4 protein-coding genes are annotated in these 21,457 nt (G+C 49.7%); all 4 read right to left on the reverse strand.

Annotated elements, in window-relative coordinates:
• Nucleotides 1–3 precede the first annotated feature (3 nt).
• Genes MHB54_RS06940 through MHB54_RS06955 form a run of 4 tightly spaced genes read right to left on the reverse strand, consistent with a single transcriptional unit; the run spans nt 4 to nt 21,418 of the window.
• Nucleotides 4–11,319 carry an amino acid adenylation domain-containing protein gene (locus MHB54_RS06940; RefSeq protein ID WP_340981483.1) on the reverse strand — a complete coding sequence of 3,772 codons (11,316 nt, stop codon included), beginning with the start codon at nt 11,317–11,319 and terminating at the stop codon, nt 4–6.
• Nucleotides 11,320–11,352: 33 nt separating this feature from the next.
• Nucleotides 11,353–12,600: an ACP S-malonyltransferase gene (fabD, locus tag MHB54_RS06945; protein WP_340981484.1), complete on the reverse strand. Its 1,248-nt coding sequence runs from the start codon at nt 12,598–12,600 to the stop codon at nt 11,353–11,355.
• 13 nt (nt 12,601–12,613) lie between these two features.
• On the reverse strand, nt 12,614–19,747 hold the full coding sequence (locus MHB54_RS06950; protein WP_340981485.1) for an amino acid adenylation domain-containing protein: 7,134 nt from the start codon (nt 19,745–19,747) through the stop codon (nt 12,614–12,616).
• Nucleotides 19,748–19,783: 36 nt separating this feature from the next.
• The gene (locus MHB54_RS06955) at nt 19,784–21,418 is read right to left on the reverse strand and encodes a carbamoyltransferase N-terminal domain-containing protein (protein ID WP_023987400.1); all 1,635 of its coding nucleotides are present in this window, start codon (nt 21,416–21,418) and stop codon (nt 19,784–19,786) included.
• Nucleotides 21,419–21,457: the final 39 nt, after the last annotated feature.

The following is a 21,457-nucleotide window of genomic DNA, read 5'->3' on the forward strand; positions in this document are numbered from 1 at the left end:
ATGCTAAATCTCCCTCCGTCGGCGTTCTTTTTTCTCTACTTTTACTGATGACAGTGCATGCTGCTGAACTGGGATGACTTCTCTCATAAGCTTTCCATCGCCCCGAAGTATGTTGCTAATCTCGGTTTCCTCTGTTCTGAAAAACTCAATGGCAAACGGAACAGATTCATGAATAAGCTGAACAATCTCGCCGTTGATCACATCAAATGTGGTCCTAAAAGCTTCGTGACGCTGAATAAGCGCTTGGAAGGCTCCCTCAAGTCTGGCCAGGTCCAGTTCTCCTTCCAGCATCATGGCGCCCGGTAGATTATAGCTTAGATCCTCTGGATTCAGCTCGTGCATCATAAAAAGACGCATTTGAGCAGACGAGGCCGGATAATGGGCGCTTGGAGTCGCAGCAGGGATCAAGGAACGGACTGTCGCTTCATCCTCGTGATGACACTCAACTCTTCTGGAGCTTATGTGATCTGAAAGTTGTCGAATAGTCGGAGCTGCAAAAAGTTCCTTTAAAGTAATCTCGATGGCCAACATTTGACGCACACGCAAAATGAACTGGTAAGCGAGCAACGAATCTCCGCCAAACTCAAAGAAATGATCATCTATACCTACTGCGCCTGTTTTGAAAATGTCCGCCCACAACAGGAGCAGTTGCTGTTCCATTTCGTTGCGGGGCTGTGTATGCTCTTTGCCGGAAGGCAACTCTACCCCCAAGGTATTTAACGCCTTACGGTCCAGCTTTCCGCTTGAACCAAGAGGCATCGTTTCCACCTTCATAAAACGTAAAGGAATCATATATTCCGGCAATCGTTCCAGCAAAAATGCCCGCAGTTCTCGAACTGTACAGTCGGTTTGCACAACCAGATAAGCACACAAATACTTGTTGCCCTGCTCATCTGTCAAATCAAGTACAGCCGCCTGCTGAATGTCGTTATTTTGCAAGAGGGCTGTTTCAATTTCACCTGTCTCAATCCGGTAGCCTCCGATTTTCACCATTTGATCCGACCGTCCCATGTAAACAATCTCGCCGCTAGGCAGCATCCGGGCAAGATCGCCTGTCCGATAGATTCGTTCACCTGGTACAAAAGGATTGGGGATAAAACGCTCTGCCGTAAGTCCATCCAGATGTACATACCCGCGTGCCAGATGGCACCCTCCCAGACAAAGCTCTCCTACCTGCCCCAAACTAACCAACGCCAGCTCCTGATTTAAAATATACGCCCGGGTGTTGCCCACAGGCCGTCCGATCGGAATCGGACCTTCGGAAGATACAGACGTACACGTATAGGCTGTTGCAAACACACTGGCTTCCGTAGGCCCATACAGATTAAGTAATCTCGCTTCCGGGAACTTCAGATTAAAACTTCGCACCTGCTCCTGGCCTATCTGTTCGCCACCCGACATGACCCAACGCAAAGTGGCTGCTTGGATTGTATCCTCGACTGAAAGCTCTGACAAAAACATTTGCAGCACGGTAGGAATGAAGAAAGCCACTGTAACCTGATGCCTGTGAATGGTATCCAGCATTTGACGGGTATCCGTTTCTGCACCTGCCTCCAATAACACCAATCTTCCTCCGCCCATGAACCAGCTGAAAAGCTCGACGATGGAACCATCAAAGGTATAGGATGCTTTTTGCAGCACCGTGTCCTGCTCCCTTAAACCAAGCTGTTGTGCCAGCCATACCACTCGCGCACTAAAGGCGTGATGCTCCACCATCACCCCTTTGGGCTGCCCGGTTGAGCCGGAGGTGAAGATGACATAAGCCAGATGATCAGGCTGGATGACAAGCTCTGGATTACCTCGTTCTTGCTGATCCTGACACAATAAGTCAACGTCGATGATCTGCTGGATTTCTTCATCCATCCAGCTGGCATGGCACTGCTGATGGGTCAGAATCCATTCAGCCCCAGCGTCTGCCAGGATGTAGCGAATCCGTTCCTTTGGATCGGCTGGATGAATGGGGAGGTATGCCGCCCCTGCTTTTAACACGCCCAATAAAGCAACAATCATTTCCGGTGAGCGCTCCATAACAATAGCTACTACTTGCTCTGGCCGGGTACCGGAGTCCAGTAGGCTATGTGCGACCAGATTCGCCCGTCGATTCAATTCCCCGTAGCTGATCTCCTGTTGACCGGAAATGAGAGCGATATGCTCAGGGTTTCGGCTTGCTTGATCCTCGAAATATTGATGTAACAGCTTTACGGACCCCGGACCCATGTCTGTCTGATTGAAATCATGGACAAGTGTCTTCCATTCCGCCTCGCTCACCGATTCCGAAGCCGCTATGGCAAGCTCACTCACCCAGTCCTCTTCCTTGTGGACGCTTGCTGACTCAAGTATTTCCTCTCTGTCCCGCTGATTCGGGTCAACTGCCACCTTTTCTATCCGAAGCTCTCCAATCTTTTGCTGTGGATTGACAAGGACAGTGTGTAAGATTTGAAGGAATTCCCGGCTCAAGCGTTCCACCGTCTCCCCGGTAAAGAGATCTACATCGTATTGAAGGATACATTCGATATGCTCGTCGGTCATGGCTGCAGTAAATGTTAAATCGAATTGTGCTCCTGTATACTCCGCTTCATCACATGGAGTCAGTTTCAGACCGGGTAATTCTACGATGGTACGGGAAGACTCGTTCAATAATGCAAACATGGTATCGAACAGCGGATTGCGACTTGTTTTGCCAGCCAAATTCAACTTCTCAACCAGTTGCTCAAACGGATAGTCCTGATGCTCAAAAGCCTGAAGAGAACGTTCCTTTACCTGCATTAAAAATTCGTGTACAGTCATGTCCTTCTCCGGTGTGTTGCGAAGGGCCAACGTATTGACGAACATGCCGACAAGAGGACTCAGGCTCGCATGAGTTCTGCCGGATACCGGAATGCCAACGATAATATCTTCCTGTCCACTGGCTTTGGCCAGCAATAGGTTATAGGCCGCCAATAGAACCATAAATACCGTGACATTTTGTTGCAGGGCAAAGCGTTTTAACTTCCACGTCCATTCCTGATCCAGCTCAAAATGAATGGCTTGCCCTTCACCTCTTCTCACATCGGGGCGTGAAAAATCCGTAGGCAATTCCAGCTCTGTAATTTCCCCTTGAAAAAGCTCCAGCCAAAACTGCTCCTGCTGACGGAATTCCACACTGTTCAAAAACTCACGCTGCCACACGGCATAGTCTTTATACTGGATCGTCAATTCCGGTAAGCTCATGCCCCCGTATAAACGAGCAAATTCCTCGACGATTATCTCCTGGGAAAGACCGTCCGTAATAATATGATGCATATCAATGAACAGCAAATGACGGTTGGCAGGCTGATGAATAACCTGAATCCGGAACAATGGCTTTTGCCGGAGATTAAAGGGCTTGATTAATCCGTCCTGTTCCACTAATATTCCACGTTCACGGCCCGATTGAATTTCTTCTATCCATGCTGCTAATCCTTGAACCGTACCTGCCCGGAAGAAATCACGCAGTGTCAGATTTACATTCCATTCCTTGTTAATAAGGTAGACCAGCTTGGTTGCCAGCAAGGATTGCCCGCCCAGCAGGAAGAAGTCATCCTGTGTGCCAATCTGCTCCCGGTGCAGGATTTCCGACCAAAGCTCAACCAAGCGCTCTTCCAGGGGTGAAGCTGGATGTACATAGGCCGTACCGACCTTGATACTTTCATTAACCTGCGGTAAAGCATGACGGTCGATTTTTCCGTGATGTGTTAACGGGATCTCATCGACTCGAACAAAGTAAGACGGAATCATATATTCAGGCAAGGTTACCGACAGATGGGTCTTCAGTTCTGCCACCGACAATTCCTGATCTGTAACGATATAGGCGCATAGCTCATGCATACCAGGCTGGACTTCCTGAACCAACACCACTCCATCCTGTATACGCGGGTGCTGGAGCAACGATTTTTCAACCTCGCCCGGCTCAATGCGGTAACCCCGCACTTTAACCTGCTGATCGACTCTTCCTAAAAATTGAATTTGCCCATCTTCAAGATATCTGCCCAGATCACCCGTTTTGTACATCCGCTCGCCCGGTATCCACGGATTTGCTACAAACTGCTGCTGCGTCAGTTCGGGGCGGTTCATATAGCCGCGTGCAACCCCCCAGCCTGAAATGGATATTTCACCGGGTACCCCGATAGGCATAACATCCGTACCCCTGCGATTCATGATGTATACCTCAGCATTGGCTACAGGCCGTCCGACAGGCAATGGATGGACAGCTGGAATATCCGGCACACAATAATAGGTAGCACAGACGGTCGCTTCTGTTGGTCCGTACGTATTGTAGACCTTTGCCGAGCGCAACAACTGGGTGACATATTCACTTTTCAGCACATCCCCCCCGCTAATATAAGTGCGAATATGAGGGAAAGGGGGCAGTTGATTTAGCTCATTTAAAATAAACGGCGAGGCGCTGACCACGGTCACTTGCTGCTGGCGAATGAATTGGTTCAGCAATTGGATGTCCTTCAGTTCATCCCGTGAAACCATAGCCAGCGTTCCCCCTGCTGCCAATGTAGGGTATATTTCCTCCACGGATGCATCAAAGGTAATGGCTGCCTGCTGGAGCACTACGTCCTCAGCCGTTAAGTGGAATTTATGCTGGAAAGCCGTGATGTAATTCGTTACATTTCTATGCTCAACCATGACTCCTTTGGGCTTACCGGATGATCCTGACGTGTACAAAATATAAGCCAAATGGTGAGATGCCAGAGACTCCTTGCCTGCAAATGCAAAAGCTAGATTATCAGCATCTACGCTGTACAAGGCCGGATCACTTACATCCATGACAGACCCTGTAAAGCGAAGCGTGTCGATGCTGACGGTACCCGCAGAAGTTAGGAGCAGAGACACGCCGCTGTCCTCCAGCATGTAGGCCACCCGCTCCGTCGGATGTTCAGGGTCCATAGGGACATAGGCTGCTCCTACTTTGAGTACGGCAAGCATGCTGGTCAGCATATCCAGCGAACGGGGAACCAGGATACCGACAGCTTGGTCCGGTACCAAATGATAAGTTAGCAAGTGCCGGGCAAGCTGATTAGCTCTGATATTCAATTGGCTGTAAGTCAGCGAATGCTCTCCGTAGACGGCAGCAATCCGCTCAGGATGCTGTTCGGCCTGTTCTTCAAACCACTGGTGAACCAGCTTTTCCTGTGGGTAATTCACCCGGGTTTCATTCCACTCGTACAGGGTTCGCTGCTGTTCTTCCGCCTGATTCATGGAAATGAGGCCAATCGGCCGCGAAGCATCAGCACAAACTTCTTGTAAAAGATTCTTGTAATAGCTCGCAAGCCGACGTATGGTCTCTCCCTTGAACAGTTGGGTCGCATACTCAAAGTGAAAACGCAGCTTGCCTTCATTTTCAACCCATATGACTGTCAGATCGACTTGGACAGCCTCCATCTTAGCTTCCAACGGAGTAAAGCGAAGCCCGTTGATGCTCATCGGCTCCCCCCGAAAGTTCTGGGAAATAAACTGAACATCAAAAAGTGGGTTCCGGCTCCTGTCTCTCGGTACGTCAAGCTGATTCAGCAGCATCTCAAAGGGATAATCCTCATGCTTATAGGCTTCAAGCGCGTGCTTCTTAACCTCCTGCAAATATGCTGCAAAAGGCTTATCTTCAGCTGGCGCAGTTCGCAGGGCCAGCGTATTGATGAACAGTCCAATCATGTGCTGGACCTCTTCCGACTGGCGACCTGCGCTTGGAATGCCAATAATGATCTCTTCCTGATTCGCATATTTGGCCAATAAAGTGCTATAGACAGCGTACAGAAGCATAAAGAGCGTAACCCCATGCTGTACCGCTGTTTTTTTAGCCAAAGCTGTTAATTCCTCATTCAGATCAAATGTATAGACATCCCCGGCATTGCTCATTTGCGCTGCCCGCGGCTCATCTGTAGGCAAATCAAGTACAGGCAGCGTCCCCTTAAATACGTCCAGCCAGTATGCCTCCTGCTTTTTCATTTCGGCACTGTCCAAACGCTGATTTTGCCACAATGTAAAATCGGTATATTGCATACGCAGTTGCGGTAGATCCTGTCCAGAATAGCCCTGTATCATTTCACTTAATAAAATACCAATCGAGGCTCCATCGGCTGCAATATGGTCAACATCGCACAGAAAGAGGTGGGAATCGTCCTTCAGCCGGATCAGCTTCGCCTTTAACAGCGGCGCACAATTCAGGTCAAAAGGACGGATAAATTCATCCACATACGCTTCCAGCTCGCGCCCGTCCCCTTCGCTATATTCCAGCGAAAAATCTACCTCCGGGTACACTCTCTGTACCAGTTCGTTATCCCGCAACTCAAAAGCGGTGCGCAGCGAGCTATGACGACGAATTACCGCATATATGGCTTTCTCCAACCGATGATGATCCAGATTACCAGTGATGGTCATCGCACTGCATAGATTGTTCAAGGTGCTATATCCTGCCATTTGACGCATCATATAAAATCGACGCTGCGTCGAGGAAGCTGGGTACACCTCACGTTGTTCCACCGGATGAATGATCAGATTTTTGTCAGCTGATTGGGGTGCAGGCAGCTCCGTTTCCGTCAGAAGAGGTTGCTTCGCTTCTCCATCCGTATACAGGGCTAATTCGCTGACCGTCATATAGTTGAAGATATCGCTCATATCTACTTTTTTGGACAAGCTTTGATTCATCTGCCCCACCATTTTACTAGCAATCAGGGAGTCTCCTCCCAGCTCATAAAAACTGTCATAGATGTTCAGCTCATCAAGCCCCAGCACTTCCGCCCATATGCTTGCGATCACCTTTTCAGATGAGCTATATTGTTCTGTTGCCCGACCACGCAACTGCACAGGACGGCGCACGGCAGCAGATGACGTGACCGCATGGTCATGCAGAAGCCGACGATGACGGTCCAGAATAGCCCGCATTTCATGAGAAAATCCGAAAGGAATGGCAGCGGAATCCAGCGCGGCCACCTGAGCGTAATTCAAGCCACCCACAATGACACGCGGAACGGGATGAAGCAATAATTGTTCAAGAGCGGCCAGTCCCTCTTGTGTGGACAGAGCCTGAAATAAGCTCTCTTGGAAATCAACCTCATGCTCAAAAGCCATCCCAACTTCCTGCCAAGGAGCCCAGTTGATGGCAAGCGTACGTCGGCCGGAGTGATTCCGCCACTCGGCAAAGGCATCCAGATAGGCGTTGGCTGCCGTGTAGTCGCTTTGGCCTGGTCCACCCATCAGTGAAGTCACAGATGAAAAAAGAATAAAAAAGTCCAGTGTATCCGCAGTGGTGATTCGGTCAAGCACATGTGTGCCTGTTACCTTCGGAGCCAGTACCTCGGTAAAGCGGTCCTGGCTCTTGAGAGCCATAAAACCGTCTCCAGCCACACCCGCAGCATGGATGATACCGTGAATAGCCCCATACTTGTGGCGAAGTTCATTCAAGGCTTGCTTCATAGCGGTCTCGTCAGCTACATCGACAGCATAATATTCTACCTGCGCTCCCTGCTGCTCCAATTCCAGTAAGGCGGTAACCGTATTCTGCATCCTTGTATTCATGTCTGGATTTGAGTTCTGTCTTATGTTTTTTGGGCTCCCGTTGGAATCGGCGTTTGCAATGGCCTCCCATTGCTCCTTGGGTGGCAAAGGCTTGCGACCTATCAATCCCAGTGTGACCTGACCTTTAGAAGCAAGCCATTTACCGATTGCCAATCCCAGCCCGCCAGTACCACCAGTTATGACATAGGTTCCCTGCGGTCTGATCGTAATCGGGTCAACTTCGCTTTCCGTCAGATCCACAGGTTCAATCTGCTCTACATAACGTTCGCCGTTACGCCAAGCGACCAGAAATGTATCATCATCGTGCCGTAGGGAATGAATGAGTTCTGAAGGCTGGGTGCTTGTATCTATATCGAGGCAACGGCAGCTCAGATCAGGGTATTCCTGACCGATGACACGGGCCAGCCCAAACAAGCCCGCATGTTCTGGTTTTAATTCATTTTCCAATTCATTCACTTTATAAGCCTGCTCAGCGATCACCGTCAGTTCCTTAACAGCTGACTTGGTCTCTGCGATTGCCTTAGCCAGATGAAATAGCTGAACCATAGACTGCCCGTTCCAGAGGTATATCAGTTTCTTAGCATTCTGACATTGCATCTCTGTCAACAAGCGTCTATGATCTTCCTCGGAACCCGTAGAGAAGTAAGCATGGTCTGACATTTTAGTAAAGGTGACTCCCCGCTTCACTTCAACCACATCATACCCTTCGTGCGCTAACAATCCACGCAGCGTTACACCGATCGGACGGTTATCTGTGAATAATAAAACTGTTTCCAGCGGTGTGGATAACACTGAATCATTTGCGGTCCGGGTTACTGTATCTTCTTCATATTCGGAGGGTGCTTGTTCTTGCTTTTTCCATACAATCTGATGATATTTATGATGTTCTGTATAGCGGGTTCGTTTAAGATCCGCCTCGTGTACACGTTTGACTGCATAATCTTCAATTTCTACCAGTACCTGACCTTCGGCACCCAGAATGAGCACATCTACCGTTAAAATTTCTCCACTTTCCCTGACCTTGTTTTTTTTGCGCAGATAGCTGTAGCAAAGCCGTGGGAGGGAGTCGTAAATGCGCAGCTTGTGATATGAAAATGGCAGGAACAGGCCATTTCCCAAACTCTGGCTTGCTACCCCGACGGCCACATCCAATAAAGCGGGATGAAGCACATATTGGCTTACATCCATATGATAGGCTGCAGGCAACTCCAGCTTAGCCAGCACTTGATCTGTTCCAATCGCAATCGTCCGTAGCGTCTCCCACCGCGGCCCGAATGAAAATGCAGCAGCAGCTTCGGCATGATTCTCACCGACTACTACTTCCTGATCGTTGCACTCAGTCCGAATATCGCCCAGACTCATAACAGGATGGGCTGCCTTTACAAATACCGCGCGCCCCTGTGCATGCCTTACCCAATTCTGCTCCCACGGCTGAACTGAGGGTCCCGTCCGGCTTAATACCTTAAACGAAAACGTCTCACCCTCCCGTTGCAAAACGGTGTGTACTTCTCTTTCTTCCTCTGCATCCACGATGAGCGGAGAAATAAACTGGATATCATATAGCTCCAGCACCTTGCCTGGACGCTTGTATTTTTCCAACCCTGCCCTAACCATTTCCAGATAAGTGGTTCCTGGTACAATACAGTTTTCCATAATCTTATGCTCGCTTAGTACCCAATGACGCCCAACAGAGAAACGGGTCAGGTAAATATCCTGATCCTCGGTTTCTGCCAAACAATAGTCCAAAAGCGGATGTGTTGTTTCCATCTCTGTGAATTTTCGAACATGGGAAGCCTGAGAAACGACTGCCTTCTCCTCTACCTCTATCCAGCATCGCTTAGGCTCAAAAGGATAGGTGGGAATGCTTCGTCTGCGGCACGCTTTGCCTTCATACAAGCTCTCCCATTCCACATCTGCTCCCTCAACATACATACGGCACAGAGAATCCAGCGTATCGAACTCGAATGAAGACTGGGTCAGTTTCTCTTTGGCTGATGCTGTCAGTCTTCTGGATTCCTCCAGCGTAAGCTCCCCTGCTTCTTTTTCCTTCTGTGCAGATACAACCTTATGACATCCAAAATACACACCCGGTATGAACTCTTCTTGTTTCGCTTGTCCGCTGAAGCCTGAGGTCTGAATTTGAGTCAGCTTTGCTCCTAGATCATCCCAATCCCGGCACAGAATCGCTAGACGAAAGCCGTACTGCCCTCGTCCGGTATTGGCGGTATAACAAAGATCGCGTAACGGATAGGTTTTGGGTTCCATGACATATTGCTGATATTGCTTCATATAGGCTGCAAGCACTGTTTCATTTTTAGCAGATAACGTAAAAAGCTGAACCGTTTCCGGTGTTTCCTGCTCCAACTGGCCACCATCCTGCATTTCAGCCCACACCGGGGCCTCTTCCAGAACGACATGGCAGTTCGTACCGCTGAGTCCGAAGGAACTGACTCCGCAGCGTCGCGGAAAATCCTCCTTGGGCCAAGGCTGCAGCTTGTCATTCACATATACAGGCGAATCAATAAAGCTAATATCCGGGTTCGGGTAGGTAAAATGTAGGCTCGCCGGAATTTCTGCATGCTCCAAAGCGAGCACTGCCTTTAAAAAGCCCGTGATTCCCGCACTGTTATCCAGGTGACCTACATTGGTTTTGACCGAGCCTATGGCACAAAATTGATTCCGGTCGGTATACTGCCGAAAGGCTCTCCGTATACCATCAATCTCCACTGGATCACCCAGCTTGGTGCCTGTCCCATGAGCTTCAATATATGTAATGGTATCCGGGTCAATCCCAGCATCCTTCCAGGCCCGTTCAATGACATCCTCTCCTGCCAGCGAATTGGGAGCCGTAATCCCGGCTGAAGTCCCGTCATTGTTCACAGCACTGCCTTTAATGACAGCATAAATATGGTCCTGATCCTGAATGGCCCGCTTCAAGGGTTTGAGCAGAACAGCGGCTACACCTTCTCCTCCGCCTGTGCCATCTGAAACGCTATCGAACGTTCTCGTCCGGTCATCCGAGGAGCCTACACCCAGTCCCCCTCCCTTTCCCTCTTTTATAGGTACGAGTGTGACCTTCACCCCGCCGGCAATCGCCGTATCGCAATCGCCGTGCCGCAAATCCCGGCAGGCCAGGTGAATGGCCACCAAAGATGAAGAACATGCGGTATCCACCAACAGACTGGGCCCTTTTAAATCCAGCAGATAGGCGATCCGACTGGCAATCATGGAATGAATATTACCTGGAATCGCCGAAGAAGCTGATGAAGGAGCCATTTCTGCTATAAACCGCTTGTACTCCTCACCAAAATCACTGCTGTAGCCGACATAGACTCCTGTCCGACTACCGGAAAGCTTTTTACCACCGTACCCCGCATCTTCAACTGCCGCCCAGGCAGACTCCAAAAACAGTCGCTGGTTTGGGTCCATCAATCGCGCTTCAGCCGGAGAAAGTTGAAAAAAGGGATAGTCGAACTTATCAATTTCTTCTAGAAATCCACCTTCATTTAATGCCGTTTGTTCATTCAACAGCCCAGCTTGGAAGAGGCTCTCCAGCTCCCTTTTTCGTCGGGCAGGAAAAGGGCGTATAGCGTCCTGCCCCGCCCGCAGAAGATCCCAAAACTGAGCCGCATTTTCACTTTCGGCAATTTTACAGCTAATCCCGATGACTGCAATATCCGAATCTCGCAGCTCATTAACCGCGATCGGACCCGCGTCCTGAAAATCCTGTTCATTGAATTGAAGAGCCGCCAGATTGAATCCTGTTTTTGTCATCATCGTACTCCCTTCCGTTCCTCGTGTTCGCTGCGATTAGCTGACCTGAAACGCGGGAAATAATTCGCGTGTATGCGTATTGCTGAAAATCTGCTCAAACCGTTCAGCCCGTAGTTCCGTTGGTGTTAATTTGGTTGCAAAAATGGACTTTAGCTTGTCCAGAGCTTGCTGCATTTGTTCCATCGTTGGTTCTGTTCCGGTTGTGATCAATTGTTCGCGCAGGATTTGCAATTCTTTATATGGAACGACTACACCCTGCTCATACTCATCGTTATTCCAGTTCCGGTTCTGGGTTGAAACCGCAATCGCAATACAGGAGGTCACCAGACCCAAACCATCTGGTTTGCTCTCGATATCAGCATTCCGCAGCAATTCCAGAGTGGAGGGATGCTCAAAAGCAAAGGAATGAGCCGTAGAGGTGATACCAGCCATTAAATTTCTCAATACGGTTTTGGGGCCGATTTCTATAAAATGATTCACACCCTGATTCAGCATGTATTGAATGCTTCTGTGCCATTGCACAGGTCGTGCCATCTGGGACGTCAGGTTAGATAGGATATAACGACGATCCGCATAGGGTGTCGCTGTAACATTAGAGAGCACAGGCCATTGAAAACGGCCATAATCATATCTCTCCAGCTCCTCCCGAAATTTGCCCGCAGCGCTCCGCATTAAATTCGTATGGAACGGAAAGCCCACCTTGAGGCGAATCGTTTTGATTCCTCTACGGTTCAGTTCCTCTTCTGCCTTCTCCAGTGCAGGAGTATGACCCGAAATGACGAGCTGCTCAGAGGAATTATAATTCGCAATGCCGACCGATACACCGGCTGTCGAGGCTTTCTGGCACACCTCATCCACCTCACGCTCATGACTCCCGACTACCGCCAGCATCGCTCCTGTACCGGGAGCAACAGCTTCCTGCATCAGAATGCCCCGCTGACGTACTATTTTCACCGCATCCGAAAAAGCAAGCGCCCCTGTACTGACCAATGCCGAGAATTCTCCCAGACTGTGACCCGCTACCAGAGATGGAGCAAGCTTCAATTCCTGCATCAGTACACGAAAAGCTGCGATGCTCACGGTCAAAATGGCAGGCTGGGCATTAGCGGTCAGAGTCAGCTCATCCATGGAACCTGTGAAACAAAGCGTCTTTAGATCAAACCCCAGCGCATCCTCGGCCTCTTCAAAGGTTTCTCTTGCTACTGAATATTCATCGTATAAGCTTTGACCCATGCCTACATATTGAGAGCCTTGCCCCGGGAATAAAAATCCTAATTTTTTCATCGTTCCATCCTCCTTATAGTAGGTCTGCAATCTTGTGCAGTACGTGGACATAGGCCTTCATCATCTGTTCCGCCCAAGTCTTCTTCAGTTTTCCAGCTTGATATTCGCACAGGAACCGTACCTGCTCCGCGCGCACATCCATATGAAGCACCCAGTCAAATTGTCGGGTCACCTCCTGTCCCGCCGGCGTATGATTCAGAAACACACAAGGGAGAAAAACAGATGGATTGGCGTTTCCTGTCCCATTTGGCAACATAACTGGGATCGGGTAAAGGTCGGTCTCTTTCGCTTTTTGGCGATGACCAGCAACCTCTAGGCACAGAACGCTAAAATCATCATTTTCCGTCAATCGTACACGCAGCGGATACAAGCTCTCCCCTGTCAGTTGTGATGCGGGGAAAGAGGACTGTCCATGGTGTATGAACTGTTTATGTGGTAATGGGTGTCCTTCACCGATGAGCAATACCAGTTCGGACTGACCTGTCATTTGTGACAAAACATACGTATAAACGGCTAGTAACAAGTCTGTTAGGGCAAAATCCTGACTCCAAACTACTTTCTGTAACGTGGTCAGCAGGTCCGCAGGTAAGGTAAAGGTGAACGTAGCCTGCCCTTCGGCTCCTCCACCTGTCCGCATCGCCTCATTCCACGGAATAAAAGATAACGATTCAGCCAAGTAAAGACGCCAGTATTGCTCCTGACACTCATATCGTTCCTGTTCCGCATCCGTCCATGCTTGTTCTCCTTGCTGCTGCTCCAGAAAACCGGAAAGTCTCGCAATCGTCGGATAGGCAAAGCAGTCTGCAACGCTGATTTTCCCTGGATAGATTTGCTGAAGACGAACATTCATTTGAATGAGCAGAACCGAATTGCCCCCCAGCTCAAAGAAATTATCGTGGATGCCAAGTCCACTTCTGTGCAATACCTCTTCCCAAATTCGGCTGACCTGCATTTCCACCTCTGTAGCAGGTACCGTATATTCCACTTCAAGAAGAGGACGGCTATGATCCGGCTTGGGCAGCATTCGACGGTTTACTTTTCCGTTCGGCGTTAAAGGCATCTCCGACAAGGTAATAAAATGCGAGGGAACCATATATTCTGGCAGTCGGGCAAGTAAATGATTACGTAGCTCACTCACCGATAAAGTCTGCTGGCCTACCCAATAGGCACAAAGGGAGTGGTTCTCCTGTTCATCTGATCGGTCCTGTACCACCACAGCTTCCCGAATGGCAGGATGAGCCAGCAGCGCCTGTTCAATTTCCCCCAGTTCCACCCGATAGCCACGGACCTTGATCTGATCATCCATCCGGCCCAACACTTCAATCTCACCGTTAGGCAGCCACCGCGCCAAATCTCCGGTCTTAAACATTCGCTCACCGGACCGGAACGGATTGGCTTTGAACTTCTCCGCTGTCAGCTCAGGGCGCTTGTCATAACCAGATGCAAGTCCCTTGCCTCCAATCCAGAGATCACCCGCTACAAGATCCGGTACAGGCTGGAGCTGCCCATCCAGAATATATACTTGTGTATTCGCTATCGGCGTACCCACTCTCACCCGCTCATGCTGGGTAAGCTCCTGCACAGTTGACCAGACTGTAGTTTCGGTTGGGCCGTACATGTTAAAAATGCGCGCAGTGGTCACGTCCTGCGTCTGACGAAGCAATGACTCTGGTAAAGCCTCGCCTCCCACCATTACGACCTGCAACGTGCGCATACTCTCTTTTGCTTCCGGGTGCATAAGCAAAAGCTGAAGCCGCGAGGGTGTCATTTGCAGCAAGTGCGGACCTGTTCGGCGAATCGCCTCCAACAGCAGTTCAGCATTCGCCTGCTCTTCTCCCGTAGATAACACTACCCGTAGCCCCTTCGCCAAAGGCAGTAGCGTTTCCAATACAAAAATATCAAATGCAGCAGTAGTTACCGAGAAGAAGGTTTGACCTTCAAGAAACGGAATTCGCTCGGTAATCCCGTAGATCAGGTTAACGATGGCTTCCTGACGGATCATCACGCCTTTTGGATGTCCGGTCGAGCCTGAGGTGAAAATCATATACGCCAAATCATGGGGTCCCGGCTGTGTGATCTCCAGCCTTTTTCCATCCTGAAGGTATATACTCTCGTCATTCAACGAAATGACTTCGCCTCTAAAATCCAGTCCATCCAGCAGTGTGTCCCGACTAATAAGCCATTGCGCTTCACTCTCTTCCAGCATGTAGGAAATACGCGCCGCAGGATAGTCGGGGTCGATCGGCAAATAGGCAGCACCTGCCTTTAAAATGCCGAGCATCGCCGTCAGCAAATCTACCGACCGTTCCAGCAGCAAGGCAACCACCGTATTCACGTCCGCTCCTTTGCTGCGCAATGTTCTCGCCACCCGATTGGACAGGACATCCAGCTCGCCATAGGTCAAACACTGGCTCCCACATTCTACCGCTATGGCGTCCGGCATCCGTGCAGCCTGTTCTTCGAACAGGTGGTGCATCAGCTTGTCAGCCGGAAACGCAAGCTCAGTCGCATTGCGGTCGACAAGGATGCGTGATTGCTCCGCAGGAGTCAGCAGGCTGGCAGCATACAGGGGGCGGTCCGGCTGCAAAGCCAGTTGGACCACCAGCTCTATGAAATGCTGCGCCATCTGGCGAACCGTATGCTCGCGGAACAGTTCCGTGCTGTATTCAAAGGTACAATGCAGCCCATTACGGCGATTATCACCTACACCTTTAGCAGTCGGCATCTCAACCACGGTCAGCATCAAATCAAATGAAGCAAAAGGGCTTTCCAACGGATAAGGCTTCACCTGTAAACCCGGCACTTCCCTGCTGCCATCCATAAAATTTTGCAGCCGAAACATCGTGTCAAACAGCGGATTACGACTCAAATCCCGCTGGAGATGCAAGCGATTAACGAGCATATCAAAGGGGTAATCCTGATGCTCAAACGCATTCAACGCATTGTCTTTGACCTCGTCCAGAAACTGTCGGAAGGTCTTCTCCTGTACGGGAGCATTTCGTAACGTAAGTGTATTTACGAACATACCGAGCATCCGCTCCAGCTGAACATGCGATCTTCCGGCTACTGGCGTACCCACCACGATGTCCTCCTGCCCACTGTAGCGGGACAAGAATACATTGTATGCTGCAAGCAAAACCATGAATAACGTGGCACCACTCTCCGTTGCCAGCTTCCGCAAACTTGTTGCACAGTCTGACGACAGACTAAATTCCAGCGAGCCCCCGGCAAAGCTCCGTTGTCTTGGTCTTGGATAATCTCCCGGCAGATTCAGAAGCGGAATTTCCTTTCCAGTGTGCTGTTCGTCGAACATCTTCAGCCAGAACGCTTCCTGTTCTTTCAGATGTTCCCCGCTGAGCTGTGTATGCTGCCAGGCAGCAAAGTCTTTATACTGAATGTGCGGCTTTTCCAAAGCGCTTCCTTCCATTAGGGAGATAAACTCATCAATAAGCACTGTCGCAGAAATTCCATCAAAAATAATATGATGCACATCCAGCAGTAGAACATGGCTCTGCTCCGCTAATCGAACCAGCATTACCCGTAAAAGCGGGGGCTGTTGCAAATCAAAAGGACGCAAAAATGATTGCTGAATCTGCGGCATATCGGCCGCCGTCCCTTCGGTATATTCCATTTTCCAAGCTACATCCGAATGAATCTGCTGTACTACCTCATCCTCCAGCAGGGTAAAGCCCGTTCGAAATACTTCATGCCGGAGCAGTAATGTTCGAAACAGACGTTCAAGCTGCTCTCGTTGGATACTGCCTTCCAAATGCCATGCAGTGAACACGTGATTGCTCAGGCTTTCTCCTTCCAATTGATGCAAAACAAATAATCGTCTTTGAGCGGCGGAAACTGGGTAATACTCCTGCTCAGGCAACGGTTCGATAGAAGCTGCATGAACAGAGGTCTTTTGACGAAGCAAATCTGCCAGCTCACGAATGGTTTGATGATCAAAAAGTTCTTTGAACGTCACTTTCACCTGCAAGCGCTCCTGAATCCGGTAAATCATTTTTGCCATCTTGAGTGAATGTCCACCCAATGCAAAAAAGGGGTCCTGTACACCCACTTGCGCTATATCCAAAATTTCTGCCCAAATAGTCGATAGCTCCTGCTCCATACCGTCCCTTGGAGGTACATATTCTGTTCCTGCAAGACTTCTTCCCTCAGGTTTTGGCATATGTTTACGGTCGATTTTACCGTGTGGGGTCAAAGGCATGGCTTCGAGCGGGACCAACAGACCGGGAACCATATAGTCGGGAAGCCGTTCTTTTAGATGTTGGCGTACCCCTTCTGACGTCATTTCTGGCGACTGCAATGTGTAATAGCCGATCAGCCCGGTTAATCCCGTTTCCTCCACATGTGCAATCACCGCTGCCTCACGAATAGATGGAAGACTGACCAGCGCCTGCTCAACTTCCTTCATTTCGACGCGAAATCCCCGCACCTGAACCTGATCGTCCTTTCGCCCAAGATACTGAAATTGCCCGTCCGGGGTCTGACAGCCTAAGTCTCCCGTTCGATAAAGCCTTTCTCCAGTCAACGGATGCGTAGTGAAGGCTCTGGCTGTCAAATCCGGCTTGGCCCAATATCCGCTCGCCAGTCCTGTCCCGCCGATACAAATCTCGCCTTGCACTTGGAATCCGGCAAGCTGTCCATCCTGATCCAGCACATACACATGAGTATTCGCAATCGGCAGCCCCAGAGGAATACGTAACGTTCCTGCATCCGGCTTGTGCTGAATGATATGCTGGGTCGCATAGATGGCCGATTCGGTCATGCCGTATAGATTGGCGATTTTCGCTGTGCGAAAAAGAGTGTACCATTCCTGCACGATATTCACCGGAAGCGCTTCGCCCCCGTTAAAAATCCACTTTAGATCAGGCAATGGATGAGATTCCCCCGCATTTCGTACAGCACTTAGGAAAACATTCATGAGCGCAGGAACAAATTGAGTAACCGTCACTTTTTCCCGCTCCATAAATGGGTATAGCTGTGCAGGGTCTTTGACGATATCCGCAGGTACAATCGTTAATTTGGCTCCCTCCATCAGCGGCCAGAACCATTCCCACACCGAGTCTGTAAAGCTGGTAGACGTCTTCTGCGCGATGACATCGTCTGCTCCCAGAGCAAAGGTATCCTGCAACCAAAATAACGTATTCAGCACAGCCTTATGGGTCATCATCACCCCTTTGGGCTGTCCCGTGGAGCCAGATGTGTACATGATATACGCCAGGTCTTTTTCATTAGGAATATTTTGCAGACTCAGATCATCCGTAGACATCCCTTGTGCTTTAACAGGAATAAAATAAGACTCATCCCCTCGCATCTCCCGCAGTCTAACGATCCACTCCGACTCTCCCCATACCGTTTCATCCAGACAAATGACAGTTTTAATACAGTCTGGCAAATGATCTAACGTCCGCCCGAAATAACGTGAATTCGTAACAAGCACGCGGCACGAACTGTCGTCAAGCATATATTGGATTCGGGATTGCGGATAATCAGGATCAATCGGTACATAGGCACCACCAGCCTTCATAATCCCTAAAATAGCGGTAAGCAATGGGACATTCCTATCCCCCATAATGGCAACCAGCGAGTTCGGACGAACTCCATAGCGACTGAAAAGCTGTCCCAATTGGTTGGAGCGAAGGTGCAGCTCCTTATAGGTGACAGCCATGTCGCCGTCCAGAACCCCCACTGCATCAGGGGTACGGAGCGTCTGCTCCTGAATACGAGACGTAATTGTGACTCCAGCCGGATAAACCTTCTGCGTATCATTAACACGATGGATGACCGCGCGTTCCTCTACCCCCATGTAATCCATTTTCCACACAGACTGCTCCGGGTCCTGAATGGCACCCGCAATAATGTTACGGAAATACGCTCCGATCCTGGACATCGTTAAGGCTGTAAACAAATCTGTTCCATAGCTAAGCGATATGACCAATTCGTCATTTACGGATTCCACAATTACGGTCAAGTCAAACTCGTTCGCGTCGGCACCATTTCCCAGCTTGATTCTTTCCATCGGGATTCCCCCGAAGTTCTCCTCATTTTTGGAGCCGGCTGCAAAATTAATTAGAACGTCAAACAGTGGGGCACGATTTAGGCGGCGCGGACGGTTCAATACCTGCAATAGCTTGTCAAAAGGATAGTCCTGATGGGCGTATGCTCCTGCGCACTCATCTTTAACTTGTTGTAACAATCGGGAAAAAGAAACGTCTCGGGAAAGTCGATTCCGCAGCACGAGAGTATTCACAAAAAAACCCATCAGGTTTCGAACCTGCTTTTGATTCCGTCCCGCCACAGGAGTACCCATAATAATGTCCTCTTGCTGAGTAAGCCGGGCTAATAACACATTCAGACTGGCAACGATCGACATGAACATGGTGGTTCCGTACGTGCGGTTCAACCGCTCCAAGCCCGCGCATAATTCCGCATCCAGAATGACCTTTTCCACCGCCGCCGGAGCATTTCGGATGGTCGGACGCGGAAAATCCAAAGGCAATTGAAGACTTGGCAATTCACCATCCAATCGGGATTTCCAGTATTGCTCCTGCGAGCTTAGTTTTCCAGTAAGCACCTGCTGATTTTGCCAATGTGCATAATCAATATACTGGATCGGCAATTCTGGCAAATGGGGGCTTGTTCCTTGCTCCAACGCCTGATAAATATGAAACAGTTCTTGAAAAAACAGATCCATAGACCAACCATCTTCAATGATGTGGTGCATACAAATATGAAAAACATAGTCGTTTGCCGCCAGCATGTAGATCTGTGCCCGCCATAATGGACTCTGCTCCAGATCAAAAGGCTGATTCATCACAGTCTGTATTTCTTTTTGTACCTCTGCCCACGCTGTTTCTTCCCCTGTATCCGATACATCCACAACAGGCACGTTTAAGGTCAATTGCTCCAGCACCACTTGCTTCGGTACACCTTCGACCACCGTGAACACTGTACGAAGGATAAAATGTCTTTCAACGATGGTATGGAGGGCCTGCTGTAAATACGCGGTATTCACAGCTTGTCTGATTCGAACGGCTACCGACTGATTTAAGGCGCTGCTCTGAGCGTCCAGCTGGGACTGAACCCAGAACCGTTTCTGCCCATGAGACAGATCATAGGTCTGCTTCTCTCCCATGTGTAAACCTCCATCTGTACATTATTCGAGGATATGCTACTGCTTTTCGTATAACGTTTCATTGCACCAGACATACCGGGTTCCGTTCCATTCGGTTGCAGAACGTACATCCGGGAAAAAGCCGCTGCCGAGCAGATTGGCGCTGGTATTGCACAGCACTGGAATACCGCTCAAATTCTCGTACGCATGCAGCAATTCATAGATCAGCGGATTATCCTCCCGACTCACCGTCTGGAGGCGTGCCGTTCCATCGAGATGACGGATCGCAGGAATGCGTTCCACCCATTCATCACGCAACATATGATCAAAAAGCATATACGGATCACGGGTTCCCGGTGAAAAAATAGCAGGTGCATGCTCCTCCATACAGATCGGTGAGACCGGACGATAGTCTTCCCGCTGCTTGATGGCATTCAGGCGGTCTTTCATATCCGGTTGAACGGCAGCTGCCAGTATACTCCGGTTGCCCAATGCACGTGGTCCCAGTTCCGCCCGATCATGCAGCACCACGACTGGATCATCTGTCGTATGCAGCAGTTCCGCGAGCTGTGCTACCGTACAAGCACGTGATTCCCAGCCTTCTGCTGGCTCATTTTGAATGACCATGGGTCCGCTGTACACAGACCAATTCAAATGAGGATGACCTGTCTGATGAATCATTTCACAACAGGCAGCACCAATAGCCGAACCTGTATCGTTGGTGAACGGAGAAACAAACACATCGTCAAATAATCCGCTTTCCCGAATCGCACTGTTCCATTTGATATTCAGAGAACAGCCTCCTATAAAGCAAAAGTTTCGTGTTTTCCGTCCATGCTTGGTCACACTCGCCTCCAGCGAGGTTACGAGAAGCTGCTCCAAATACTGATGGAAAGACGCCATGGCGTCTGCATGCGGAATATGATGCTCATCTACATATCGCTTGATTTCCTGAGAAAACGTCCAGTTAAACTCCATCGAGGGTGAAAAATGCCGTGCATACGTCAGCTCAAACTGTTCGAGCAGCTCTGGACGTACCTGTCCCTTGGCAATGTAGGCCATAACCTTGCCCGCTACCGAAAGATCATCCACGCGCGGTCCTTGCCCTCCGCGCAGAAATGGCTCAAAGTGCAGCGAAAACAGTGAATAAATGTTGCCAATGTACATGAAGAGAGGACCCAGATTTTCTAATTTTCCGTTCGCTGGATCAAAGTAATAAAAACGCGGATACATGCCGCCATCGTACACGAGCGCGTAAGACGGCTCCTTGGTCACCGCATAAGGACTTGCACAATAGGTGCTGGCGATATGTGTGGTTGAATGCATATAGCTGGTATAGTCGTAGGTTCTTCCGCCAATGGCAAGACCAATGCCCGAATAGGCTTGGAGCGCGTCGGCTGATAGCGATACTTCGCGGTAAGGTGCAACCGTGAGAGACAGCTCCTGTCCATGGGAACGCGTGTCCACCTTGCTTTCCTTCAATCCGGCCCAGCCGTCGATGACAAACCGATCCACATCTGCCGAGGTATAGCCATGCAGGTTAAGCACTTCCTCGACAAAATCCAAATCAGGAATTTCGCTGTAGCGTTTGTTGTTATTGAATTTTTCAACCTCGTAGCTGAAAATAAGCTTGTTATCCTCAATCAAGGCCACACTACCATCATGCGTTAATTTCAGTCCGCAGAATAACATGTTCCTTCACTCCTCACCTGTTAGCCCAACACAAAGCCG

Origin of the sequence: Paenibacillus sp. FSL M7-0802, assembly GCF_038004945.1 — a bacterium.
GTDB lineage: Bacteria > Bacillota > Bacilli > Paenibacillales > Paenibacillaceae > Paenibacillus > Paenibacillus polymyxa_B.

Coding starts and splice junctions, on each gene's coding strand:
- MHB54_RS06940 (WP_340981483.1), bottom strand. CDS start 11,319: ATGATGACAAAAACAGGATTCAATCTGGCGGCTCTTCAATTCAATGAA.
- fabD (WP_340981484.1), bottom strand. CDS start 12,600: ATGAAAAAATTAGGATTTTTATTCCCGGGGCAAGGCTCTCAATATGTA.
- MHB54_RS06950 (WP_340981485.1), bottom strand. CDS start 19,747: ATGGGAGAGAAGCAGACCTATGATCTGTCTCATGGGCAGAAACGGTTC.
- MHB54_RS06955 (WP_023987400.1), bottom strand. CDS start 21,418: ATGTTATTCTGCGGACTGAAATTAACGCATGATGGTAGTGTGGCCTTG.